The organism is Labrenzia sp. ATLA3 (assembly GCF_057180185.1).
Window position 1 is genome coordinate 401,415 of sequence record NZ_JBXUKV010000008.1, and the last position, 23,248, is coordinate 424,662.

At 61.1% G+C, this 23,248-nt stretch carries 20 protein-coding genes; 7 read left to right on the top strand and 13 right to left on the bottom strand.

From position 1 onward, the window contains the following. The first annotated feature begins 73 nt into the window (after positions 1 to 73). Positions 74 to 1,858 (top strand): SulP family inorganic anion transporter, encoded by a 1,785-nt coding sequence (locus AC2A6O_RS23410; RefSeq protein WP_498930697.1) that lies wholly within the window; start codon positions 74 to 76, stop codon positions 1,856 to 1,858. Positions 1,859 to 2,083: 225 nt separating this feature from the next. Here AC2A6O_RS23410 and AC2A6O_RS23415 read toward each other — a convergent pair whose 3' ends face one another. Then, the gene (locus tag AC2A6O_RS23415; RefSeq protein WP_498930699.1) at positions 2,084 to 2,566 is read right to left on the bottom strand and encodes a hypothetical protein; all 483 of its coding nucleotides are present in this window, start codon (positions 2,564 to 2,566) and stop codon (positions 2,084 to 2,086) included. A 136-nt stretch (positions 2,567 to 2,702) separates the two neighbouring features. On the opposite strand from AC2A6O_RS23415, the gene AC2A6O_RS23420 reads away from it, so the two are divergent. Further along, entirely contained in the window at positions 2,703 to 3,212 is a 510-nt protein-coding gene (locus AC2A6O_RS23420) for an MmcB family DNA repair protein (protein ID WP_498930701.1), read from the top strand. Positions 3,213 to 3,226: 14 nt separating this feature from the next. Here the strand turns inward: AC2A6O_RS23420 and AC2A6O_RS23425 are convergent, their stop codons facing one another. Further along, complete coding sequence (locus tag AC2A6O_RS23425; protein WP_498930702.1) at positions 3,227 to 4,405, bottom strand: MFS transporter; 1,179 nt, start codon at positions 4,403 to 4,405, stop codon at positions 3,227 to 3,229. 84 nt (positions 4,406 to 4,489) lie between these two features. Between AC2A6O_RS23425 and AC2A6O_RS23430 the strand changes: the two genes are divergently transcribed. Further along, entirely contained in the window at positions 4,490 to 5,452 is a 963-nt protein-coding gene (locus tag AC2A6O_RS23430) for a GlxA family transcriptional regulator (RefSeq protein ID WP_498930704.1), read from the top strand. A 105-nt stretch (positions 5,453 to 5,557) separates the two neighbouring features. On the opposite strand, the gene xylA is transcribed toward AC2A6O_RS23430, so the two are convergent. From xylA to xylF, 5 genes are all read right to left on the bottom strand, one after another. Continuing rightward, positions 5,558 to 6,877 (bottom strand): xylose isomerase, encoded by a 1,320-nt coding sequence (gene xylA / locus AC2A6O_RS23435; RefSeq protein WP_498930706.1) that lies wholly within the window; start codon positions 6,875 to 6,877, stop codon positions 5,558 to 5,560. Positions 6,878 to 6,902: 25 nt separating this feature from the next. Continuing rightward, entirely contained in the window at positions 6,903 to 8,354 is a 1,452-nt protein-coding gene (xylB, locus tag AC2A6O_RS23440) for a xylulokinase (RefSeq protein WP_498930708.1), read from the bottom strand. Positions 8,355 to 8,504: 150 nt separating this feature from the next. Then, complete coding sequence (locus tag AC2A6O_RS23445; RefSeq protein WP_148582381.1) at positions 8,505 to 9,272, bottom strand: ATP-binding cassette domain-containing protein; 768 nt, start codon at positions 9,270 to 9,272, stop codon at positions 8,505 to 8,507. Between the two features lie 24 nt (positions 9,273 to 9,296). After that, on the bottom strand, positions 9,297 to 10,586 hold the full coding sequence (locus AC2A6O_RS23450; protein WP_498930710.1) for a sugar ABC transporter permease: 1,290 nt from the start codon (positions 10,584 to 10,586) through the stop codon (positions 9,297 to 9,299). 137 nt (positions 10,587 to 10,723) lie between these two features. Continuing rightward, positions 10,724 to 11,755 carry a D-xylose ABC transporter substrate-binding protein gene (xylF, locus tag AC2A6O_RS23455; RefSeq protein WP_148582025.1) on the bottom strand — a complete coding sequence of 344 codons (1,032 nt, stop codon included), beginning with the start codon at positions 11,753 to 11,755 and terminating at the stop codon, positions 10,724 to 10,726. 269 nt (positions 11,756 to 12,024) lie between these two features. Here xylF and AC2A6O_RS23460 point away from each other — a divergent pair, with 269 nt between their 5' ends. The 4 genes from AC2A6O_RS23460 to AC2A6O_RS23475 all read left to right on the top strand — a co-directional run bounded on the left by AC2A6O_RS23460 (position 12,025) and on the right by AC2A6O_RS23475 (position 16,923). Beyond that, complete coding sequence (locus tag AC2A6O_RS23460) at positions 12,025 to 13,290, top strand: ROK family protein (protein ID WP_498930713.1); 1,266 nt, start codon at positions 12,025 to 12,027, stop codon at positions 13,288 to 13,290. Continuing rightward, positions 13,287 to 14,720: a di-heme oxidoredictase family protein gene (locus tag AC2A6O_RS23465; RefSeq protein WP_498930715.1), complete on the top strand. Its 1,434-nt coding sequence runs from the start codon at positions 13,287 to 13,289 to the stop codon at positions 14,718 to 14,720. The genes AC2A6O_RS23460 and AC2A6O_RS23465 overlap by 4 nt, the downstream gene beginning before the upstream one ends. After that, positions 14,717 to 16,375, top strand: coding sequence for a CRTAC1 family protein (locus tag AC2A6O_RS23470; protein ID WP_498930717.1), 1,659 nt, complete (start codon positions 14,717 to 14,719; stop codon positions 16,373 to 16,375). The genes AC2A6O_RS23465 and AC2A6O_RS23470 overlap by 4 nt, the downstream gene beginning before the upstream one ends. A 143-nt stretch (positions 16,376 to 16,518) precedes the next feature. Further along, a complete protein-coding gene (locus AC2A6O_RS23475) occupies positions 16,519 to 16,923 on the top strand; it encodes a RidA family protein (protein WP_498930719.1) in 405 nt (134 codons plus the stop codon). Positions 16,924 to 16,944: 21 nt separating this feature from the next. On the opposite strand, the gene AC2A6O_RS23480 is transcribed toward AC2A6O_RS23475, so the two are convergent. The 6 genes from AC2A6O_RS23480 to AC2A6O_RS23505 form a co-directional block, all read right to left on the bottom strand. Continuing rightward, positions 16,945 to 17,526 carry an NAD(P)H-dependent oxidoreductase gene (locus AC2A6O_RS23480; RefSeq protein ID WP_498930721.1) on the bottom strand — a complete coding sequence of 194 codons (582 nt, stop codon included), beginning with the start codon at positions 17,524 to 17,526 and terminating at the stop codon, positions 16,945 to 16,947. Between the two features lie 4 nt (positions 17,527 to 17,530). Further along, positions 17,531 to 18,937, bottom strand: coding sequence for an FAD-binding oxidoreductase (locus AC2A6O_RS23485; protein ID WP_498930723.1), 1,407 nt, complete (start codon positions 18,935 to 18,937; stop codon positions 17,531 to 17,533). Positions 18,938 to 18,939: 2 nt separating this feature from the next. Next, positions 18,940 to 20,244, bottom strand: coding sequence for a cytosine deaminase (locus tag AC2A6O_RS23490; RefSeq protein ID WP_498930725.1), 1,305 nt, complete (start codon positions 20,242 to 20,244; stop codon positions 18,940 to 18,942). Next, positions 20,244 to 21,164 (bottom strand): ABC transporter permease, encoded by a 921-nt coding sequence (locus AC2A6O_RS23495; protein WP_205513767.1) that lies wholly within the window; start codon positions 21,162 to 21,164, stop codon positions 20,244 to 20,246. The genes AC2A6O_RS23490 and AC2A6O_RS23495 overlap by 1 nt, the downstream gene beginning before the upstream one ends. Further along, positions 21,164 to 22,003: an ABC transporter ATP-binding protein gene (locus AC2A6O_RS23500; protein ID WP_498930727.1), complete on the bottom strand. Its 840-nt coding sequence runs from the start codon at positions 22,001 to 22,003 to the stop codon at positions 21,164 to 21,166. Before AC2A6O_RS23500 ends, AC2A6O_RS23495 begins: the two co-directional genes overlap by 1 nt. Positions 22,004 to 22,076: 73 nt before the next feature. Continuing rightward, positions 22,077 to 23,087: an ABC transporter substrate-binding protein gene (locus AC2A6O_RS23505; RefSeq protein ID WP_148582017.1), complete on the bottom strand. Its 1,011-nt coding sequence runs from the start codon at positions 23,085 to 23,087 to the stop codon at positions 22,077 to 22,079. Between the last annotated feature and the right edge of the window lie 161 nt (positions 23,088 to 23,248).

Here is a 23,248-nt window from a genome sequence, read left to right on the forward strand (position 1 = left end):
CGATACACCAACCTTCAACACGAGCCGGCTTCCCGGCTCGTGTTTCTACCAGCCCCGACAAAGGCCAAGAAAAATGATCCGCCTCAAGCGCTACCTGCCCATTCTCGACTGGGGCAAAAGCTATGACAAGGAAACAGCGACAAACGACCTCGTCGCCGCCTTGATCGTGACGATCATGCTGATCCCGCAGTCTCTTGCTTATGCGCTGCTGGCAGGTCTGCCGCCGGAAGTCGGGCTTTACGCGTCCATTCTCCCGCTTGTCGCCTATGCCCTTTTCGGCACCAGCCGCGCGCTGGCGGTCGGACCGGTTGCCGTGGTCTCGCTCATGACGGCGTCGGCCGTTGGCGAACTCGCCAAACAGGGTACCCCGGAATATCTGGGCGCGGCGATCATTCTTGCTTTCCTGTCCGGCCTGATGCTGATCGCCATGGGGTTTTTCCGGCTCGGCTTTCTGGCAAACCTCCTGAGCCATCCGGTGATTTCAGGCTTCATCACCGCGTCGGGTCTGCTGATCGCGTCCAGTCAGCTCAAGCATATCCTCGGGGTCAGGGCGAGCGGGCATACGCTCTACGAAAACCTGGGGTCGATCTTTCAGCATCTGGGCGAGATCAACTGGATCACCCTCGCAATTGGCGTTTCTGCCACCGCTTTTCTCTTCTGGGTTCGCAAGGGCTTGAAGAAACTGTTGCTCGGCATGGGAATGAAACCATTTTTTGCCGATATCCTGACCAAGGCCGGGCCGGTGGCGGCCGTTGCCGTGACCACGATTATCTCCGCCGCCTTTCAGCTTGGCGACAAGGGGGTGCGCATCATCGGCGACATTCCCTCCGGTCTGCCGGTGCCACATCTGCCCGGTTTCGACAGCGAGCTGTGGCTTGCCCTTGCCACTCCCGCGTTGCTGATTTCGGTCATCGGTTTTGTGGAATCCGTTTCGGTTGCCCAGACGCTGGCCGCCAAGAAGCGTCAGCGGATTGAGCCCGACCAGGAGCTGATCGGCCTCGGGGCCTCCAACATCGCTTCCGCCATTTCCGGCGGCTATCCGGTGACCGGCGGGTTCGCGCGCTCGGTCGTCAACTTCGACGCTGGGGCTGCAACACCCGCCGCGGGCGCCTTCACCGCTGTCGGCATTGCGCTGGCCACCTTGTTCCTGACCCCGCTGCTGACCTATCTGCCGCAGGCGACGCTGGCCGCCACCATCATCGTAGCCGTTCTGTCTCTGGTCGACCTTGACGCGATCAAGCGGACGTTCGCCTATTCGAAGAGCGATTTTACCGCGATGGCGGCGACGATCCTGATCACGTTGTTCTTTGGCGTCGAGCCGGGTGTGGTGACCGGCGTTGCCCTGTCGATCGCGCTTTATCTCTACCGCAGCAGCCGTCCGCACATGGCCATTGTCGGCGTGGTGCCGGGAACCGAGCATTTCCGGAACGTCGACCGGCACACCGTGGCGACCGGCGACCGGGTGCTGACGCTTCGGGTGGATGAAAGCCTGTTCTTCGCCAATTCGCGGTTCCTGGAAGACCGGATCTATGCGCTGGTAGCCGAAAAGCCCGACATCGAGCACGTTGTGCTGATGTGCCCGGCCGTGAACGAGATCGACGCAAGCGCCCTGGAAAGTCTTGAGGAAATCAACCATCGCCTGCAGGACTCCGGCGTTTCCTTCCACCTGTCGGAAGTGAAGGGACCTGTGATGGACCGGCTGAAGCGAACCGATTTCCTGGAGCATCTGAGCGGACAGGTGTTTCTCAGCCAGTATGACGCGCTGTGCACGCTCGACCCGCTGACGGCGCATATCTCGGAAAGCCGCACGCCCAAGAAGGCCGCGAAATCGAACCTTTGGAGCGGACCGGAGATCTGATCCGGCCCTGGCTATTTTGATGTGAGAGGGCCGTACCGGGTGTTCCCGCATTTCAGTATGACCCACCGCTCCTCATCCTGAGGAAGCGCGCCAGCGCTGTCTCGAAGGATGGGCGGCATATTCCGGAGCAAGTGGCCCATCCTTCGAGACGCCGCTTTGCAGCACCTCAGAATGAGGGTGTTGTGCTCAGGGCTTCCGGTTTCCAAATTAGGCAGGAAAAGAAGATCAGTTGCTGTTTGACGATCGCAGGATCGGCACGATCTTTTCGCAGAAACGGAAATGGACCGGCGGTTTCTCGCCTTCCTGAACGATCAATCCTTCCGCGCCTCTTGGCTGCACCGTGACCAGTTCGATCGCCTCGCCGCCATCCGTCAGCAGGCAATTGATGGCTGCGCGCTGGGTCGTCTTGCCGCTCTTCTCGGCGCCATAGACCTGGCAGATGCGGCCCGGGGTTTCCAGAAGGCCGCGATAGATGGCAAGCGTCGAGCCCGGCGGGCTCCGGTCGATCCTCGGCGCCGGGCAGTCCTGCTGATCGCGAACCCAGATGCCTTGTGCGAAATCCGCGAAACGCAGATCCAGAGCGCGGCCCTGCATCAAGGGTGCAGATTTCGGCACCTTGAACATCAGGTCGCCCTTGCCTGCCAGCGCAGACCCGCATGCCATCGCCAATGCAATGCCCACAAAGGCACTTCGTTTGAAACCGTTCAACCGCTACCCCCTCTCGGAGTGACAAGATCTGTCCGGAGTATCCAATGCGCCGCAAGATCGCGCATGTTGGCAGGAAAGGTCAATGTTGCTGGCGGCGAAACTTGCAAAAAACGAACAAATGTGGAACAAAATTCGTATGAAACCCGATCATCAGCCAATTGCGGGGCGGATCCAGCTGGATGACCCGCTCACGGATGGACGTCAGTCGGAAACCGCACTGAAGGTCTGGCGCGGAGCCGCGCGTCTTTTGCGGCAGCTCGATTTCGCGTGCCTGCCGGAAGTCACCCTGGCATCCGCCCGCCGGGCCGACCTTCTGGCGCTCGGGCCGAAAAACGAACTCTGGATTGTCGAGGTCAAATCCTCGATTGCAGACTTCCGGGCCGACACCAAGTGGCCGGACTACCGGCTTCATTGCGACCGCCTCTATTTCGCGACCCATCCGGATGTTCCGCTGGAGATCTTTCCCGAGGACGCCGGGCTGATTGTTTCTGACGGGTATGGAGCCGAGATCCTGCGCGATGCGCCGGAACACAAACTGGCGGCAGCCACCCGAAAATCCGTGACGCTCCGCTTCGCTCGCCATGCCGCACACCGGCTGCACAATCTGTCCGATCCGGACGGTGTGCGGCTGTTCCAGAGTTACTAGGGAGAGGCTTTATCTCAAGCCCTTGCGGGGGCTTGCCGAACCCGAAAGCGGAGGGCCAGGATCAATGCGAGCAGGGCCAGCACCGGCGCGGACACCGCAGCCAGGCCCGTCCAGCCTGTCCCGGCGTACAGCAGACCGGCGAGAAGTGAGGCTCCGGAAGATGAAATCGCAAGAAGCGTATCATTTACGCCTTGAACCAGCGGCCTTTCCTCATCGCTCAAGGCGGCCTGCAACAGATGCGTTCCGCCGATGAAACCGAAGTTCCACCCCACACCCAGCAGCACGAGCGCTGCGTAGAATTCGAACAAATCGATGCCGGACCAAGCGGTCACCGCAGACCCGAACAGAAAGACCAGCCCCAGAACCGCAATTCTGGTTCCGCCGAAGCGGCGGATCAAAGAGCCTGTAAAAAAGCCCGGAGCGAACATTGCCACCACATGCCAGCGAATGACATCTGCGGCCTGGCCCTCGGCGAAGCCACACCCGATCATGGCCAGCGGCGTCGGGGTCATCAGGAGCACCATCATCGCCTGTGACAGCGCGGCAAGGCCGATTGCCCAGGTGGCTTTGGGGTTTTGCCTCAGGATCCGTATCGCACTACCGGCTCCGCTGCGGGCCGCTTTTACCCGCGATGCAGGCATCCTGAGCCAGCAGACCGGCAACGCCCCCAGAATTCCGAGAGCGGCGATTGCCAGGTAAGCCCCGGCAAGCGGAGTTGGCGCCAGGATATCCTTTGCTTCGTTGAACAGTTGCGGCCCCAGCAATGCGGCCACCAGTCCAGACGCCAGCGTGAAGGAAATCGCCTGTGCCCGATGGCCTGCGGGAACAGCCTCGGATGCGGCAAACCGGAAATAGTTCACGCTGATCAAGGCGGCACCGAGAGCCGCATGGGCGAGGCAGAGCAGGAGGAAATTCTGCAGAACGAGCGCCAATGCCGCGGTGACACCGCCGACGACCAGACACATGGCGCCCAGCAGGAAACCTGCGCGCCTGCCGAACCTGCCCATGAAAAGAGAAACCGGCGTTGCCACGATGATCCCGATCAGCATCTGCGTCGATGGCGGTGCGGTCGCGAGCCACTCCCGAGGGGCAAGCCAGCCACCGGCCAGTCCTCCGAGGATGATCAGCATCGGCATTGCCGACCCGAGCACGATATTTGCAAGAAGGATAAGCAGAAAGTTTCTCGTGAACATGTCGCAGTCCAAACCGGTTACGCTAGGGATTGCTCCTGTTTACCGGTTGAACTGCCTGTCTATAACGACATAGTATCGTCAATTATGGACAAATCACTACGCCTGATCGACGTATTGCTTTTCGACGGCCTCAACATTCTGGATGTGGCGGGCCCTGTTCAGGTTTTCAGTTCCGCAAATGAGGACGGTACCGAACGCTATCAGCTGCGCTTCGTCACCATGGACGGTGCGGGGATTACGTCCTCCTGCGGGCTTCGCGTGCAGGCGGATGCGGCCGCGGCCATCGAAGGCGACCGTGATCTCCTGATTCCGGGCGGAACCGGTGTCGATCGTGCCATGCACGACAGGAGTATCCTGGATTTCCTGGCGAAACGGTCTTCCGCATCGAAGGCCGGACGGATTATCTCGATCTGTTCCGGCGCGCTGATCCTGGCCAATGCGGGTCTGTTGAGGGGCCGGAAAGCCACGACCCATTGGCGGCGCGCCCAACAGGTTCGGCAGCAGTTTGCGGACGTGCGGTGGTCCACCGACGAGCTCTACCACATCGACGGCCAGGTGATGACATCCGCGGGCGTCGCGTCAGGCATAGATCTGGCACTGGAAGTCATCAAGATCGACCACGGTAGCCCCCTCGCCCTTGCCGTTGCCCGCGAGCTGGTCGTCTATCTGAAACGAGCCGGCGGCCAGGCCCAGTTTGCCGACCTGCTTGAAGCGCAGTTTTCCAGCGACCGTGAACTCGGCCGGCTGCTGGACGCCTTGCGGTACAATCCCGAACGCGACTGGACACTGGAACTGATGGCTGAGGTTGCCGGCCTGACGCCAAGGACCCTGACCCGGCGGTTTTCGGCAAGTGCGGGACTATCGCCCGTGAAATATCTCGAACGCTATCGGCTCAAGCGGGCGGCGGATGTCCTGTCCGGCGGTGCGCCGGTGGGAAGCGCAATCCGCGTTTCCGGGTTCACCGATTTTCAGCAGATGCAGCGGGCGTTCAAGCGACATCTCAACACCACAGTCGGGGAGTACCGCGAAAAGTTCGCGGACGGCTGAAAACCGGTAGAGGCAAACCGCCGATTGCCTGCGGGCAGCCCGGAAGGAACGCACATAAGGCCTGCATCCGGAGCACCAATCGCGGCGCTCCGGATGCAGATCGGATCAGACGAACAGGTTGACCAGGCTCTCCAGGTATTCCTGCTTGCCGGATTTCGGCTGCGGTTCCAGATCGGCCTTGTGAACGCGTTCGGCCAGGGCCTCGAGCGAGGAACCACCCTTGAGGATGTCGGCGTTTTCCGGTTTCTGCCAGCCGGCATAACGGTCGTCGACGAAGCCTTTGAGACGGCCGTCCTCGATCATGGCTGCGGCCCCCTTCAGGCCCCGGGCAATCGCGTCGGCAGAGCCGACGTGCGCCTGGATCAGGTCGACCGGGTCGAGAGACTGGCGGCGCAGCTTGGCGTCGAAGTTGGTGCCGCCGGTGGTGAAACCGCCCGCCATGAGGATCTCGTAGTAGGCAAGCGCCAGTTCCGGCACGTTCATGCCGAAGTGGTCGGTGTCCCAGCCGCACTGGTAGTCGTTGCGGTTCATGTCGACCGAGCCGAAGATGCCAAGCGAACGGGCCATGTGCAGCTCGTGCTCGAACGAGTGACCGGCCAGGATGGCATGGCCCTGCTCGATGTTCATCTTGACGTCGTTTTCCAGTCCGTAGGCCTTCAGGAAGCCATAGACAGTGGCGACATCATAATCATACTGGTGCTTGGACGGCTCCTGCGGCTTCGGCTCGATCAGGATCGTGCCCTTGAAGCCGATCTTGTGCTTGTACTCGACCACCATGTTGAGGAAGCGGCCGAACTGGTCCAGCTCCTGTTTGATATTGGTGTTGAGCAGGGTCTCGTAGCCTTCACGGCCACCCCAGAGCACATAGTTCTCACCACCGAGGCGACAGGTGACGTCCATCGCGTTCTTCACCTGCGCTGCGGCATAGGCAAAGACGTCCGGATCCGGGTTGGTGGCCGCCCCCGACATGAAGCGGCGGTTGGAGAACATGTTGGCCGTGCCCCACAGGAGCTTGATGCCTGTATCCGACATCTTCTTTTCGAAGATGTCTGCAATCGCGTTGACGTTGGCATTGCTTTCAGCAAGCGTCCGGCCTTCCGGCGCGATATCGCGGTCGTGGAAGGTGAAGAAGGGCATGCCCAGGATCTGGAACATCTCGAAGGCAACATCCGCCTTCAGTTTCGCCTGTTCCATCGGGTCGCCGCCGGCCGCCATCCAGGAGCGGTTGAAGGTCTCGCCACCGAACGGGTCGGACCCAGGCCAGCAGAAGCTGTGCCAGTAGCAGACAGCAAGGCGCAGATGGTCTTCCATGCGCTTGCCGAAGACGACTTCATCCTTGTTGTAGTGACGGTAGCTCAGCGGCTCGGTGCTGGAAGGACCGGCGTATTGGATCGGCTGCAGATCGCCGAAAAACCCAGTGCTCATATTGTCATCTCCTTGAAAGTGTTTCCTAAAAGCCGGCTTGTTTGAGCGCCGGATAAAGCTTGCGCCAGCGCTCGTAACCTTCGGCGTATCTTTGTGTGAGGGCCGGGACCGGATCGATGCTGGTCTTGAGAGCGGGTTTTGAGAATATCCCCTCGGTGGTTCCGAGCGCGGCCGCCTGGCCGAGCCTTGCCGCCCCCAGCGAGCCGCCAAAATCGCCATCCACCGGAACGTCGACCGGCACATTGAGCAGGCTGGCGATGATCTCCAGCCAGACCGTGGACCGTGATCCGCCGCCGACCGCCAGAACGCGATCGATGCTGGTGCCGGCAACGCTGAGCGCTTCCAGACAATCCTTGAGCGCAAAGGCGACACCATCCAGCACCGCGTGACAGAGCTCGGCATCGTCGGTTGCGTGCGAAATGCCGAAGAAACCTGCGCGAATGTCGACATCGTTGTGCGGTGTCCGTTCACCGCCGAGATAAGGCATGAAGGACACCGGCGAAGGCCCTTCCACCCTGCCGACCAGACCCGTGAGGTCTCCCGGGCTGCGCTTCAGCACCTTTGCCAGCCAGTTGAGACTGTCGGTGGCCGACAGGATCACGCCCATCTGGTGCCAGGTGTCCGGCACGGCATGGCAGAAGGCGTGCACCGCGCTGTCCACGTTGGGCGAGAAACGGTCGTTGGTCACGAACAGCACGCCGGAGGTACCGAGCGAGACGAAGGCCGACCCCGGATCGACCGCGCCGACCCCGCAGGCCGAGGCGGCATTGTCGCCGCCGCCACCGGCCACCACCGGCGCGGCATCGATGCCCCAGCGGCCACACAGCTCTGCCTTGAGCGTGCCCGAGCTTTCAGAGCCCTCGACAAGGCGCGGCATGTTCTCGCGGGTCAGGCCCGTAGCGGCCAGAAGTGCGTCGCTCCAGTCGCGCTTTGCGACATCCAGCCAGAGCGTTCCGGCCGCATCCGACATTTCGCCGACGTATTCGCCGGTCAGCTTGAAGCGGACATAGTCTTTGGGCAGCAGAACCATCTTGGTCCTGGCGAAGATATCCGGCTCGTTCTCGCGCACCCATTGCAGCTTGGGCGCGGTGAAGCCCGGCATGACCCGGTTGCCGCCAAGTGTCAGGAATTTCGGTTCGGCCTCTTCCAGCTCCGCGCATTGCTGGCCCGATCTGCCGTCGTTCCACAGAATGCACGGGCGCAGTGGTGTACCGGAGGAATCCAGAAGCGTGGCGCCGTGCATATGGCCGGACAGGCCGATCCCGCGCACCGCCGCCATGGCCTGCGGCGCTTCCGCCTTGAGCGCGTCCAGAACGGTTTCGCAAGCGTGCCACCAGCTGTCCGGATCCTGTTCCGACCAGCCCGGATGCGGTCGCTCGACCGTCAGCTCCGCAGTTGCCGATGCGATCAGGGACTGGTCCTCGCCAAGAAGAATGGCTTTGACCGAACTCGTACCGATATCGAGACCGATATACATGAGGTGCGTTCCTCAGAATGAACCAAAAAGAATGCCGATGACCCCTGAACGGGCTTCGGCATGAGGTTCCACACCGTTTGAACAGGGGCCAGGCCATCTGTTCAAACCATGAGGAAGCCCCGCGGGCAAGAGCCCGCGGGTCCGGCCGGTTTATCCGACCACTGTGTCGTCCACAAGGGCACCAGGACCCGGGGTCGCCCCTTCCGGGCACTTGCCGAGGATGATCATGCCGAGCACGTCATCGTCGGTGACGTCGGTGGTGCGGGCGGTGCCGACAAGCTGACCGTTCTTCATGACCGCGATACGGTCGCAAAGCTGGAAGACGTCGTGGATGTCGTGGCTGATCAGGAAGATGCCGAGGCCCTGTTTCTTCAGTTCCTGGATGAGTTCGGCCACCATCTGCGTTTCATGCACACCGAGCGCGGCAGTCGGTTCGTCCATGATCAGGATCTTGGCATTGAAATAGACCGCACGGGCAATGGCCACCGACTGGCGCTGACCGCCCGACAGGGCTTTCACCGGCGCATGGAACTTTTTAAAGTTCGGATTGAGCCGGCCCATGATCTTGCGGGTTTCCGCTTCCATGGCATCGTCATCGACAAAGCCGAGCGGCGAGGTCAGTTCACGGCCGAGAAACAGGTTGGACGCGGCGTCGAGATTGTCCGCCAGAGCGAGTGTCTGGTAGATGGTCTCGATGTTCTGCGCCCGCGCGTCGCGCGGCGAGTGAATGTGCACTTCCTTGCCGTTGATGCGGATCTCGCCGCTGTCGGCCTTGTAGGCGCCGGAGAGGATCTTGATCAAGGTCGACTTGCCGGCGCCATTGTGGCCAAGCAGGCCCACAACTTCACCCGGATAAAGATCGACGGTGACATGATCCACGGCCTGCACCCCACCAAAGGAGATGCACATGTCTTTCATTTCTACGAGAGGCGCGTCCATGTCTTAGTCTCCCGTGCGCTTGCGATAGATGATGTCGACGAGGACGGCGATAACGAGCACCGTGCCGACGACGATGTTCTGCAACGGAGCATCGACACCGACCATGGCCATGCCTGATTGTAGCGACTGCATGATCAGCGCGCCCAGAATGGCGCCATAGATCGTGCCGACACCGCCGGCAAGCGCCGTGCCGCCGATCACCGCCGCGGCGATGACCCGCAGTTCGTCCAGCGTGCCGATGTCATTGGTCGAAAAGCCGAGGCGCGCAGCCGCGACGGCCGCGGCGAGCGCGCTGAGGCCGCCCATGATGGCAAACACCTTGACCGTCAGGAACCGGGTGTTGATGCCGGACAGCTCCGCAGCATCCGGATTGCCACCGGTTGCGAAGATGTAGCGTCCAAGGCGCGTGCGGCGGGCAACAATGGTCATGATCACGGTGACCACGATCAGAAGCAGCACCGAATAGGGAATGCCGTAGCCCATGACCAGACCTTCCGGCATGGTTTCGCCGTTAGCCTGGAAGATGCGTTTGAGGCGCGCCGTGGGAATGTCATAGGAATTCAGCACCCAGACGAACCCAAGAATGGCTCCGGTCGTGATGACGCCCATGGTGATCTCGGCCCAACCGGGTTTGACCGGGAAGCCGTGCGCGGCCTTGCGGCGGCGCGAGGAGACCTGCATCCACAAGGCTGCGGCCACGGCCAGAATACCGAAGATCCACGATCCCGTTTCCCCCATGGTGCCGCCAATGCCGCCGATCTTGGTGAAGGTTTCGTCGAGCGGGCCGATCGTCTGGCCGGAGGTAATGAACCAGGCAACGTTGCGCCAGACCAGCAGGCCGCCGAGCGTAACGATGAAAGCCGGAATGCCGAGATAACCGATCATCCAGCCCTGAAACGCGCCGATCAGCACACCGACGACCACACCGGCCAGAATGGCCAGGATCCAGATGGTCGGATTGCCGAGCCCCAGGAGCGGCGGCAGGACATCGGTCTGGACCACCGCCATGACAGCCGCAACGGTTGCCAGCACGGAGCCGACCGACAAATCGATGTGGCGGGTGACGATCACGAACACCATGCCGGTGGCCATGATGGCGACGGACACGGTCTGGATCGTGAGGTTGAAGATGTTGCGCGGCGTCAGGAACCGGCCATCGGTGATCACATTGAACACCAGGCACAGGACGATGAACGCCCCGATCATGCCGAGAAGCCGGGTGTCGAGCTGCAATGCGGCAAACAAGTTTCGTGCTGTCGGGCTTTTCTGCCCTGACAGAGCGGTGTCAGACATAGAGGTTACTCCTGCTTGGAGACCATTACGCTTACGCATCGGGTGGCCCATCCCGGGGTGCGGCTTCTTCAGCGGCAGTCCTTGTTGTTACGGCCCCGGTTTAGAATAACCAGGGCCGCACATTAAGCGTAGTGTTATTAGTTACAGGGAGCCGGGCCGTTTTCAACGCCCTGGCACAGATCGTCCTTGGAAATCCAGCCTGCATCCACCACAGCCGTCAGGTTGTCCTTGGTGACCGGGAGCGGTGCCAGGAACTTGGCGGTCAGCTCGGTGCCGTCCGGAGACGTCCAGGTCTGCGCGCCGTCGACGGCGGACATTTCGGTGCCATCAGCCAGCGAAACGGCGATTTCACCGGCTGCCTTGCCGAGTTCACGAGCGTCTTTCCATACGGAAACGGTCTGGGTGCCCTTTGCAACACGGTTCAGCGCGGCATGATCGCCGTCCTGACCGGAGACCGGAATGCCGTCCATGCCCTGCGCAGTCAGAGCGGCAACAACACCGCCGGCCGTGCCGTCGTTGGAGGCAACAACTGCATCGACCTTGTTGTCGTTTGCAGTCAGGATCTGTTCCATGTTGCGCTGCGCGTTCGCCGGCAGCCAGCCATCGGTATAGGCTTCGCCAACGATCGTCACGTCACCAGCGTCGATTGCGGGCTGCAGGATTTCCTGCTGACCACCGCGGAGGAAGTCCGCGTTCGGGTCAGTCGGCGATCCCTTGATCATGACGTAGTTGCCCTTCGGCGCGGCGGCCAGAACGGCGCGGGCCTGCATGCGGCCGACTTCGACGTTGTCGAAGGTCAGGTAGAAGGCGCGCGGATCGTCGATGAGACGGTCGTAACCGACGACCGGAATGCCTTCATCGGCGGCAGCCTGCACAGCCGGGCCGATTGCCTGGGAATCCTGAGCCAGGATGATAAGGGCGTTCGCACCCTGTGCGATCAGCGCCTCAACGTCGGAAAGCTGTTTTGCGGAAGAGCTCTGGGCATCGGCGGAAATATACTTCGCGCCGGCAGCTTCCAGTGCGCCCTTGATGGCGGCTTCGTCGGTCTTCCAGCGTTCTTCCTGGAAGTTGGACCAGCTCACGCCGACAACAATGTCTTCTGCATGGGCAAGGTTCAGTGCGGTTGCGGACAGCAGAACACCCGCCAGCAAAGTGGTGATTTTACGCATTGCGATGTTTCCTCCAGTCGGCACATCCCACGTCGGACGGATGTGCCAGAAATGCGTCGATGTCGAAGCGCCTTTTCGAGACGCCTTTAGATAGGACAGCCTTATTGTTATTTTTTTTGGTACCCGAAAAAAAGTTGCAGGAAAGCGTTGCTCCTGTCAACATGGTTTTGCAAAACACTGTTCCGCAGGGTTTGAAACACCCGGTGAGAACCAGGAAAACCGGGAGAAACCCGGGGCAGAGGAAACACCGTGGGAAGAGCTGAGCGAGCATGAAACGCAAGGCGGACCGGGATCAGATCCGGCGGCAAAACAGAAGTATTGTTCTACAGGCCCTGCGCCGGAACGGCCCTATGGCCCGGATAGATCTCGGCCAGACGACGCGGCTGAGTCCGGCGACAGTGACGGCCATTACCTCCGACCTTCTTGAGCAGGAACTGATCCTGAGCCTGGAGAGCGAGGAGCCGAAAACGCCACAGGCGCGCGGCCGGCCACGCACCCTTTTGAAACTCAATCCGGACGTCGTTTACACGATTGGCGTGCGTCTTTCGGTCAACAACATCGACCTTGCCCTGGTGAATTTCGCCGGCGAGGTGGTGCGCAGCGAGCGCTGCCATTTCGACAGCGCCACGGAAGATGCCGACAGCTTTCCCGAAACGCTGATTGGCACAATTCGGCAGTTCCTCGATGAAGCCGGGATAAGTTCCTCGCGGGTCCGGGAGATTGGCGTTGCGGCGCAGGGCGTCGTTGAAACGGAAACAGGTGTCGTGGCCTGGAGCCCCGCCTTCGCTGGACGCAAGATCCCGGTCGTCGTACCATTGCACGAAGCCTTTGGCGCGGATTGCTACATTTCCAACGACACCAACATGATCACCGAAGCGCTGCACTGGTCGGATCCGGCACGCTACAGCGGCACCTTCGCGGTCATCATGCTCGATTACGGTGTCGGCATGGGTCTTTACCTCGACAATCGGCTGTTTTCCGGTGCAAGCGGCACGGCAGCGGAATTTGGCCATGCCAACCATCTGCCCGGCGGCGCGCTCTGCCGCTGCGGCAAGAAGGGGTGCCTCGAGGCCTATCTGTCCGACTATGCGCTGGTGCGCGCGGCCTCGCACCTGCCGGAAAACACGGATCCGGGCACCATCAAGGCAGGCGTTAGCGGCCTTGCCCGACTGATCGAACTGGCCAGCTCCGGTGACAAGGACGCCTGCGGTGCCTTTCATGAGGCTGGCCGGGTTCTTGGCTACGGCCTTGCACGGGTGATCGCGATGATCGACCCCAAGCGCATTGTACTGACCGGTGCGGCCATGCGCGCCTTCTGCTTCATGGAAAAGGGCATGTGGGAAGGTCTGGAGGAAGCTCTGGTCGCCGACCTGAGAAACAATTTCTCCCTGGATGTGATGCCGTGGAACGAGGATTTCATCCGCAGTGGTCTGATTGCCCAGTCCATGGAGCGTCTCGACAAGGATTTTCGGGGCAACGCGACATCGCTTTCAGACCGTATCGCCCGGCTTGACGGCAAGGAGGCGACCGCATGACCGGCCTGTTCCGTCCGGCGGTTTCCACCCTTGCCCTCAGCCTTTGCTTCGGCCTCGCCCTTTCCGCTGCCACGCACGCCGACCCTGCGCCGTGGAGTGAACGGGCGATCAAAGAAGATTTCGACATCGATGCGCTGGCGCAATCCGGCGAGGATGCAATTGCGGTGCTGCAGCCGCTCGGCAAAGAGCTTTTCAAGGCCAAGTTCACCACACTGGATGGCGCGGGCCGCCCGGAGGCGACGGCGGCCATCGTGCCCACGAAGGTGCGCCGCAAGTCCCCGCAGGCGTTCCAACGCCTTGCTGGAATGGACGCCAATTCCTGTTCGTCTTGCCACAATGAACCTGTCATCGGTGGCTCCGGTGCGTTCACCGCCAATGTGTTCGTGTCTGAAGGGTTCGAAAGCGCTGACTTCGACACGATCGATCCGCAGTTTTCCAACGAGCGCAACACGGTTGCGGTTCAGGGGGCCGGACTGATTGAGCTGCTTGCCCGGGAAATGACCACGGACCTGCGCCGACAGCGGACCGAGTTGCTGGGCCGGGCACGGGCGAGCGGCCAGGAAGAAACCGTCAGCCTGAAGACAAAAGGTGTTTCCTTCGGCCAGCTGACCGCTTTTCCGGACGGAACCCTGGACGTTTCCCGCCTCGACGGGATCGACGATGACCTGACCGTACGGCCCTTCAGCCAGAAGGGCGTCTTTGCCTCTCTTCGCCAGTTCACGGTGAATGCCAGCAACGATCACCACGGCATGCAGGCCGCCGAGCGGTTCGGCGCCGAGTGGACGGGTACGGACGATTTCGACGGTGACGGCCATACGAACGAAATAACGCCCGGCCAGATCTCGGCGCTGGTTGCCTTTCAGGCGACCCTTCCAGCCCCGACGCGAAAGCAGGATCTGCCGGATGTCTGGCAGGACGCCGCAGACAAAGGCGAGACGCTCTTTGGAGCAATTGGCTGCAGCGCGTGCCACATTCCCGAACTGCCGCTTGAAAGCCTCATCTTTCAGGATCCGGGTCCGTTCGACACCGCCGGCACCTTGCGCCAGAGTGATGTGACAGCGCCGTTGGACCTTGATCTCGGCACGCTGGACTGGGTCAAGGCCCTGCCGCGGGACGACCAGGGCCGCGTGTTGGTTCCCCTTTATGGCGACCTGAAGCGCCACACGATTGCCGATGCGGCCAACGACACTTTCGGAAACGAACTTTTGGCCCAACGCTTCGTTGCCCGCGACGTGTTCCTCACCTCCGAGCTGTGGGGGATCGGCAGCACCGCCCCCTATGGACACCGAGGCGATCTCACGACGCTGCAAGAGGCCATTCTCGCCCATGGCGGCGAGGCGACCGACAGCCGCAAGGCCTATGCCGATCTGACGGAAACCGAACAGCAGACGATCATCGCCTTCCTGCGCAGTCTGGAGATCGCCGAATGAAACGGTTCGCTCTTTCCGTATCCGGCGTGTTGCTGGGGGTGTCCGCTGCTGCGCCCGCTCTGGCAGACGATACCCGGCAGACGTCCGTTGCGCCCGTTCCCACGTTTGTGGAAGAGGCCGCCGCTGCGGGCATCGAACACAGTTATGACGGTGCTTGGGAATTCTTCGTCGGTGGCGGCACCGCGATTTTCGATTGCGATGGCGACCGCAAGCCGGATCTGTTCTTTGCTGGCGGCAAGAACCCGGCGCAGCTTTACCGTAATGAAAGCCGCGTCGCGGGGCCGCTGACGTTCACAGCTCTGGACACCGGCCTCAGCGACAAGCAGGCGAAGGGCGTGCTCGGCGCCTATCCGCTGGACGTCAACAACGATGGCCTTCTGGATCTTGTCGTCCTGCGTCTGGGGGAAAACCTGATCCTGGAAGGCAAGGGCGCCTGCACCTTCGAGGTTGCCAACCGCGCACTCAGGTTTGACGGCGGCCGCGAATGGAGCACCGCCTTTTCCGCCACCTACGAACCCGGGCTCGACTACCCGACGCTCGCCTTCGGCAATTATGTCGACCGCTCCGCCCCCGGCTCGCCCTGGGGCACCTGCCACGACAACTTCCTGTTCCGGCCGGAAAAGGCGGAAGACGGCAGCGTGCGCTATCCGGAGGCAACCCGCCTCACGCCCGGCTATTGCAGCTTGTCGATGCTGTTTACCGACTGGAACCGTTCCGGCGAGCCGTCGCTCAGAATCTCCAATGACCGGCAATACTATCGCGGGGGTGAAGAGCAGCTCTGGGCCGTTCCACCCGGCCGCCCGCCTCGCCCCTATCGCAAGTCCGATGGCTGGCAACACCTGAAGATCTGGGGCATGGGCATTGCCTCCATCGACCTCGACGTCGACGGGTTTCCCGAATATGCGCTCACCAGCATGGGCGACACCAAGCTGCAGAAGCTCGATCCGGAATCGGACGAGACGGTGCCGGTCTATCAGGACATTGCCTTCGATCTCGGCGTCACCGCTCACAGGCCCTATGCGGGAGAAGACCTGAAACCTTCTACCGGCTGGCACTCGGAGTTTCAGGACGTCAACAACGACGGGCTCTGGGATCTGTTCATCGCCAAGGGCAACGTGGAAGCGATGCCTGACTTTGCCGCTTATGATCCGGACAATCTGCTGCTCGGCCAATGGGACGAGCAGTTTGTGGAGACCGGCGATACAGCCGGGATCGCACTGAACCGGCGCGGCCGCGGCGCGGGACTTGCAGACTTCAACGCGGATGGATTGATGGATCTGGTGGTCGTGAACCGCTCCGGTCCGGTCAGCCTGTTCCGGAACGTTGGCCAGGGTACGGCTGACGAACCAAAGCAGCTAGGCAACTGGCTGGCCGTCGAGGTGCGCCAGCCGGGCAAGCCCAATGCCCGCGCTGTCGGTGCCAAGATCAGCGTCAAAACGGGTAACCGCACGGTCACCAAGGACATTCAGGTGGGGGCGGGCCATGCATCCGGCCAGATGGGCTTCGTTCATTTCGGCCTGGGCGTGGCGGAGCGCGCCAATGTGCGCATCAAGTGGCCCGATGGCGACTGGAGCCACGGCTACCGCGTCTTTGCCAACGGTCACGTGATCATCGAACGCGGTGCGGAAAAGGCAAAACTCTGGTACCCGGAATAGATCCCGGCACAAGATCATTCCGGGTGCGCGCCGCTTTGCTTCACGGCGAGCACAAACTCAGAAAAGTTGCATTTTTTCAATGACTTTCCGGTCTTTTTGCCGGAACATATGGGACAGATGCAACTTCCGGAGTTTCCGCGATCATGGCCGGTCCAACCGACAAGAAACCCTTCAATCCGCCTTCCGTCCGCACGCCCTTCGGACAGTATAATCATGGCCTTTACGTGCCGCCGGGCGCCAGCCTGCTGGTGACGTCCGGCCAGCTCGGTATCGCGCCTGATGACACAATCCCGCCGGACGTGACAGGTCAGGCCGAAATCTGCTTTGAAGCCATCACCGCGATCTTGAAAGAGGCGGACATGAGCTTTGACGATGTTATCCGCATTTCCGGCTTCGTCACGCGGCGAGAAGATTTCGCCGACTATATGGCCGTCCGCGACCGCTACACCGGAGCGCTGAAACCGGTCTCGACCCTTTTGGTGGTCGGCGGCTTCACGCGCCCGGACTTTCTGGTGGAAGTGGAAGTGACGGCGGCGAAGGTCTTTTAGCCAGAGCCGCCCGGAGCGGTATCAGAACCGCTCCATTTCCCCGCCGACCTTCTCCAGAAATGCGCCGGTCGAGGCCGGCGTGCAGTTGTTCATGTCGTAATGGGCCAGATACTTCACCGGCGCGCCGATCTTGATCTGTGCCCGGATGACCCGTTTGACTATCTTGCGCGGCGGATCGCCGACCAGAAACGCCCGCCACCGACTGCCGCCATAGGTCATGACAGCCGCCATCTTGCGGATGTGGCGCAGGGTTGGCGTCAATGTGCCGTCTTCCAGATGGAACGAAACACCCGGCAGCCAGACCCGGTCGAAGTAGCCTTTCAGCATGGCCGGGAAGCCGAAGTTCCAGACCGGCGTGCAGATGACCAGACCCTCGGCCGCCAGCAGGCGCTGACAGTAGCTGTCGACCAGCTCCCGGTTTTCGGGAACGGTGTGATAGATGTCCCTGTCGTGAGCGGACAGGACAGGGTCGAAGCCTTCCTCGTAGAGATTACAGCCATCAACCTCGTGCCCTGCCTTCGCGAGACTTTCGCACGTCTTGTGATAGAGCGCCCGGCCGAAGCTCTGCTCCTGCGGGTGGGAATGAAGAACCAGTACGCGCATGGGATCAAGCCTCGGCAAAGGCCTGGAGGCCCGGGAAGAGGTAGTTCTTGCCCGCGTCGAAGTCGAAGTCCGGATTGTCCCAGGCGATCATCTTGCCCGGATTGAGCAATCCCTTGGGGTCGGTCTCCTTCTTGAAGGCAAGCTGAACCTGGTCGGTCTGCTTCATGCCGCCCTCTTCCAGCGTATAGCGATGAGGGTTGAAGACCCGGCAGCCGTTTTCCTCGTGCAGGCGAATGATCTCGTCCAGCCGTTCTTCCGTCGTGTAGCGGACCAGCGGCAAGCCGGAACATTGGACCTGGCCGTCAAAACGCAGGAACTCCAGATGGCCGAAGATCTCGCCCGGGAACATTTCGGTCGTCTTGCGCACCAGCTCCACATGGTCCGGCCCGGGATACTGGGTCTGCAGATAGGTGAAGGAGTTGTCGAACTTCAGCGCCCGAAGCGTCGTGTGGTTCCAGGCAAGCTCATAGGCGTGGGGAATGCCCTTCATGCTGTCCAACTCGTCCGAGCGGAAGCGGACCTCGCCCTTCATCCGTTCGGCAAGGGCCAGCATTGCCGACATGGAATGCGGCGCCACCATCAACACGGTAACGGCCTCGCCTTCCTTCAGCCAGGGCTTGTGCCGGGTGAAATATTCGAACGGGATGGGCGCTGCAATCGGCGCGACTTCCTTCAAGAGAAGCCCGTTGCTGCGTGCCAGCTTGTCGGAAAAGACCACCGCATCCATGAAGGTTTCATGGCCGACAATCACATCCACCCAGTCGTGGGCTGTCGTCAGCGGCATTTCGACTTCTGTGATGATGCCGTTGGTGCCATAGGCATGGCTGACCTTCTGCAGGTCCCAGGTGGAAAGTTCGATCACCCTGGGCTCGGCTTCCATGGTGACGATCCGCAGGCGCAGGATGTTGCCAAGATCGCGCAAGCCGCCCCAATGCACCGAACCGACACCGCCCGACCCGCCGGCGATGAAGCCGCCGATGGTCGCGGTCTGCGCCGTTGAAGGGTGGAAGCGCAGCTCCTGGCCGGAATGCTCCTTCGTGATCTTGTCCAGCTTGGCAATGACGATGCCCGGTCCGCAGACGACCCGGCCCGGCGCGATTTCCTTGACCTCGTCCATCTTCGACATGTCGAGCACGATGCCACCGGAGAGCGGCATCGCCTGGCCGTAGTTGCCCGTGCCCGCACCGCGCGGCGTGACCGGCACACCATGGGCGAACGCCGTTTTCAGCACCTTGATGACTTCAGCCTCGTTTTTCGGCGAGACCAGAAGATCTCCGGTGACATTGTCGAGCTGCGCCTTCAGAACCGGCGAATACCAGTAGAAATCGCGGCTTTTCGCCTGAACCAGACGCGGATTGTCCTCAACCGCAATGCCGTCAAGTTCGGCCTTGATTGTCTCGTAGTCGGCCATCGTCAGCCTTTCGTCAGAGGGTCAAGTTCAGAATAATCCGGCAGGCAGCGGTCGATGCCCATGCCATTCCGCATAACAATGCGGTCCGCCTGCGGACGGGACAGAAATTCGCTCCACGTTCGAGCGTTGAAAATAACGAAGTCGGCACCCAGCCCCTCGGCAATCCGTCCGGCTTCGGGCACTTGCAGAATGTCCGCCGGAAGGCTGGTGACCACCCTGGCCGCATCATCGAGCGGATGATCCAGATGTGCGATGCGCACCGCCTCGCGGAACACTTCCACCATGTCGAGATCGCCATAGGCATAGAAGGGATCGCGGGTGTTGTCGGATGCGACGGCCACAGGCACGCCTGCCGTGCGCAGCTCATGCAACAGCGTGATACCGCGCGAGCGTGGTGTGCGGCCCGGGTGCCTGTCCTGCAGATACATATTGCACATGGGCAAGGACACGACGGACAGGCCCGCCTCCCGCACCTTGTCGATTGTCGCCTTGGCCTTGTCGTCGTCCTGCCGCGCGAGGGAGCAGCAATGGCCAACCGTAACGGCACCTTCAAACCCGTTGCGCAGCTTGGCTTCCGCAATGGTGAGCAGCGTCAGGACGTTGGCATCCTGGGTCTCGTCCACATGCAGGTCGATATCGAGACCGTTGTCCGCGGCCGTGCGAAACAGGATATCGAGCCTGCGCGCGAGATCCGGCATCGGGAAGGTGACACCGCCGAGCAGACCACCGGTCGCCACGACGACTTCCACCAGATCGGAGAAGTAAGCTTCGTCATCGATGGCGTCTATCGGGAACAGGGCGGCAGCCTGCAGGGCGATCCGATCTTTCCAGCGGTCGCGCATGTCGGCGAAAACCTCGAAGGATATCCGGTGCTGCGGCGCCAGACTGTCGAGGTGGGTGCGCAGGAGGCTGGTGCCGTGGGCATAGGCACAGCGCAGAGAAAAATCCATGCGCGTTTCAACGTCTCTGGCCGTCCAGTTCGCCTCCCGGTCAGCCCGGACGGCGGCAAGCGCGCCGTCGAAATCGCCTGTTGGGTTGGGTTGCCGGTCCCAGATATGGCCTTTGTCGATGTGAGTGTGCATGTCGGCAAAACAGGGCCAGACCATGCGCCTTTGCAGATCCACGCTTTCGAGATCCGCAGGCGCTTCGCCGGCGGCAAGAATGGCCTCGATCCGGCCATCCGCGATGATCAGATCGGCGGAAGACAAGCCTTCGTGCGCAGGCAGCGTTGCCCCTTGCGTGACAGCGGCGGGCAGGGTTGCGGTGCGCAGTGCGAACCGGCCGGTTTTGGGAAGATTGAACATCATCAGTTTTCCCGCTTCAGGCTGCTTTCGTGCCAGCGATGCAGCGTCCACCAGGAGATGAAGGACGTCAAAGCGAAGATCAGCACACCCAGGCTGGCAAGCAGGAACAGCGCCGCGAACAGCCGCGAAATATTGAGACGGAACTGGGATTCCAGAAGACGGAAGGCAAGGCCCGACCCTGCCCCGGCCGATCCGGCCGCGAATTCCGCGACCACCGCGGCGATCAGCGCCAGGCCGCCGCCGATCCGCAGGCCGGTCATGAAATACGGCAGGGAGGCGGGCAGCTTCAGATAGATCAGCGTCTGCCAGCGCGAAGCGCCGTAAAGCTCAAACAGATTCAGAAGGTTATGATCGACACTCTTCAGCCCCTGCACCATGTTGGACAGGATCGGAAAGAAGGCGACGACAAAGGCGCAGATCAGAAGCGCTGATTGCGTCGACGGTGCGTAAATCAGGATCAGCGGCGCGATGGCGATGATCGGCGTGACCTGCAGGATAACCGTGATCGGATAAAGCGCCGTCTCGATCCAGCGGGACTGCACAAGCAGGATCGCCATGCCGCCACCGCCGATCAGCGCCAGGGCGAGAGAGGCAAGGGTGATTTTGGTCGTCACCCACAAGGCTGGCAGAAGGATAGGCCAGTCCGACATCAGCGATTTCACCACCAGCCCCGGACCGGGAAGGATGTAGTGAGGAATATCGTTCACCGTGACCAGGATCTGCCAAAGGGCGATGAGGATGGCGATGACGCAGATCGGAACCAGCACCGTCAGTATACGCTCCCGACGCTTGGCCGCCGCAGCGCTTTCCTTTGTCGGCAATTTGAGGGCCGATGACTGCTTTTTGCCAAGGGCTTGCGCCTTGCCATCCGTTTCCTTTGGCAAGTCGGGGGATGTCAGCGTTTCATTTGCGGTTGTGGACATCAGTGCTCCTCGCCTCCCATGGCTTCCAACAGCATGGTGGAGACTTCCGCACAGGCCTGCCTGTATTCCTCGGAGGTGCGGTATTGAACATCCCGCTCCAGGCTGGTGTGCAGGGGAAAATCCGAATGAACGCGGCCCGGCCGCGCTTTCATCACCACGATGCGGTTCGCCAGATAGGCGGATTCATAGACGGAGTGGGTCACGAAGATCACCGTGATGCCGGTGGCCTTCCAAAGCGCCAGCACGTCGTCATTGAGTTTCTGCCGCGTGATCTCGTCAAGCGCCGCGAAAGGTTCGTCCATCAGCAGCAGCTTGGGCTCGGTTACCAGCGCGCGAGCGATGGAGACGCGCATCTTCATGCCGCCGGACAATTCGCGCGGATAGGCACCGGCAAAGTCCTGCAGACCCACGCTTTCCAGCGCGTTCAGGATCCGCTCCGATGCCGCTTTTTTCGAAACGCCCTTGAGGCGCAAGGGCAGATAGACGTTGCCGAACACGGTCTGCCAGGGCATCAGCGTCGGTTCCTGAAACACGAAGCTGATTTCGCCGTCAGGAAGACCCCTGGAGTTGATCCGGAAGCTCGGCCAGTCGATTTCGCCTTCCGATACTCCACCGAGGCCCGCGATGATCCTGAGTGCGGTCGACTTGCCGCAGCCGGAGGGACCCAGAAGGCTGATGAACTCTCCGGGACGGACCGTCATGGACATACCGGACAAGGCCAGCGTCCCGTTGGAGAAAACCTTCGAAACATTGTCCATCGCCACCAGCGGGCGAGACGATTTCAGACTGCGGGCCGACGGCGTCTTCGTTTCTGCGCTGCCCTGTTCGGCGATGACCATACTCAACTCTGTATCTGGAGGCGGCCGCTCCGCACGCTGCCGTGCGAAGCGGAATGGGTGTGCCGGAACCGGCTTATTTCTTCAGATCGAGGCCGACGCCCTTGCACACGAACTCGGTGGTGTAGGACTTCTTGTAATCAAGGGAAGCATCCACGACGTCGATCGACGCGAGCGTATCGAAGAACCCCTTGAAATGCTCGTCCGTCATGCAGCCGATGCCTTTTTCTTCCGTGTCGCCGGAATCGACGATGCCGTATTCCTTCATCTTCTTGAGGGAATAGGCGAGCTGACCGTCGGTCATCTCCGGGTTGTCTTTCTTGATCAGCTCGTTTGCCGCGGTGTTGTCGCCATACAGGTAGTTGTACCAGCCCTCGATGGAGGCATCGACGAAGCGCTGCACCAGATCCGGGTTTTCCTCGACCAGTTTCGTGGACGTGGTGATCATGGTCGAATAGGGCGTCCAGCCCTCGTCGGCCAAAAGAAACACTTTCGGCGCCCAACCGGCCTGGTTTTCGATCTCATACGGCTCGGACGTCAGGTAGCCCTGCTGCGCGGACTTGGGATCGACGATGAACGGTGCCGGATTGAAGGTGTAGGGCTTGAACTGGGCGTCGGAGAAGCCTTCGAAGTTCTTCTTCATCCACTCGAAGTAAGTGACGTAGCCGTCCTTGCCCATGTAGATGGTTTCAAGCTTGGCAAGGTCCGTGAACTTGTCGATGCCCTGGTCCGGATGAGCGGCCAGGATCTGCGGATCCTTCTGGAAGATGCTGGCGACGTTGATCAGCGGAATTCCTTCCTTGACGTAGTCGAAGCCCTTCAGCGTTCCGCCCATGTAGAAATCGATCTTGCCGGAGATCAGCAGCGCATCGTTGGCAGCCTGCGGGCCGCCCGGTACGACGGTGACCTTCAGGCCGTATTTTTCGTAGGTGCCATCGGCCACAGCCTGGTAGAAACCGCCGTGTTCCGCTTGGGCAAGCCAATTGGTGCCGTAACTCACCTCATCCAGCGCCATTGCCTGGTGAGTGGCGGTTCCGGTGAGAAGAACCGCTGCGAGAAGCGTCTTCGCAGATGGGAAAACTGTCATTTCGTACCCTCCAGATAAAACAAAACTGCCGTGAAACCGCACATTTCCGAAAATATTTGATCTCTTGCAGCGCACGTTGAAAAGCATCAAAATTCGCCTGCAGCGATGCCTTATAGTCATCGCTACCATTTCTGGCGATCAATTGTGCCGCGTGCACAAAA

Excerpts from the sequence above, each read along its gene's own strand:
- AC2A6O_RS23470 (WP_498930717.1), top strand. The coding sequence starts at position 14,717 with ATGAAACGGTTCGCTCTTTCCGTATCCGGCGTGTTGCTGGGGGTGTCC.
- AC2A6O_RS23475 (WP_498930719.1), top strand. The coding sequence starts at position 16,519 with ATGGCCGGTCCAACCGACAAGAAACCCTTCAATCCGCCTTCCGTCCGC.
- AC2A6O_RS23500 (WP_498930727.1), bottom strand. The coding sequence starts at position 22,003 with ATGGTCATCGCCGAACAGGGCAGCGCAGAAACGAAGACGCCGTCGGCC.
- xylA (WP_498930706.1), bottom strand. The coding sequence starts at position 6,877 with ATGAGCACTGGGTTTTTCGGCGATCTGCAGCCGATCCAATACGCCGGT.
- AC2A6O_RS23505 (WP_148582017.1), bottom strand. The coding sequence starts at position 23,087 with ATGACAGTTTTCCCATCTGCGAAGACGCTTCTCGCAGCGGTTCTTCTC.
- AC2A6O_RS23410 (WP_498930697.1), top strand. The coding sequence starts at position 74 with ATGATCCGCCTCAAGCGCTACCTGCCCATTCTCGACTGGGGCAAAAGC.
- AC2A6O_RS23425 (WP_498930702.1), bottom strand. The coding sequence starts at position 4,405 with ATGTTCACGAGAAACTTTCTGCTTATCCTTCTTGCAAATATCGTGCTC.
- AC2A6O_RS23480 (WP_498930721.1), bottom strand. The coding sequence starts at position 17,526 with ATGCGCGTACTGGTTCTTCATTCCCACCCGCAGGAGCAGAGCTTCGGC.
- AC2A6O_RS23460 (WP_498930713.1), top strand. The coding sequence starts at position 12,025 with ATGAAACGCAAGGCGGACCGGGATCAGATCCGGCGGCAAAACAGAAGT.
- AC2A6O_RS23465 (WP_498930715.1), top strand. The coding sequence starts at position 13,287 with ATGACCGGCCTGTTCCGTCCGGCGGTTTCCACCCTTGCCCTCAGCCTT.
- AC2A6O_RS23495 (WP_205513767.1), bottom strand. The coding sequence starts at position 21,164 with ATGTCCACAACCGCAAATGAAACGCTGACATCCCCCGACTTGCCAAAG.
- AC2A6O_RS23490 (WP_498930725.1), bottom strand. The coding sequence starts at position 20,244 with ATGATGTTCAATCTTCCCAAAACCGGCCGGTTCGCACTGCGCACCGCA.
- AC2A6O_RS23445 (WP_148582381.1), bottom strand. The coding sequence starts at position 9,272 with ATGAAAGACATGTGCATCTCCTTTGGTGGGGTGCAGGCCGTGGATCAT.
- AC2A6O_RS23420 (WP_498930701.1), top strand. The coding sequence starts at position 2,703 with ATGAAACCCGATCATCAGCCAATTGCGGGGCGGATCCAGCTGGATGAC.
- AC2A6O_RS23450 (WP_498930710.1), bottom strand. The coding sequence starts at position 10,586 with ATGTCTGACACCGCTCTGTCAGGGCAGAAAAGCCCGACAGCACGAAAC.
- AC2A6O_RS23430 (WP_498930704.1), top strand. The coding sequence starts at position 4,490 with ATGGACAAATCACTACGCCTGATCGACGTATTGCTTTTCGACGGCCTC.
- xylF (WP_148582025.1), bottom strand. The coding sequence starts at position 11,755 with ATGCGTAAAATCACCACTTTGCTGGCGGGTGTTCTGCTGTCCGCAACC.
- AC2A6O_RS23485 (WP_498930723.1), bottom strand. The coding sequence starts at position 18,937 with ATGGCCGACTACGAGACAATCAAGGCCGAACTTGACGGCATTGCGGTT.
- xylB (WP_498930708.1), bottom strand. The coding sequence starts at position 8,354 with ATGTATATCGGTCTCGATATCGGTACGAGTTCGGTCAAAGCCATTCTT.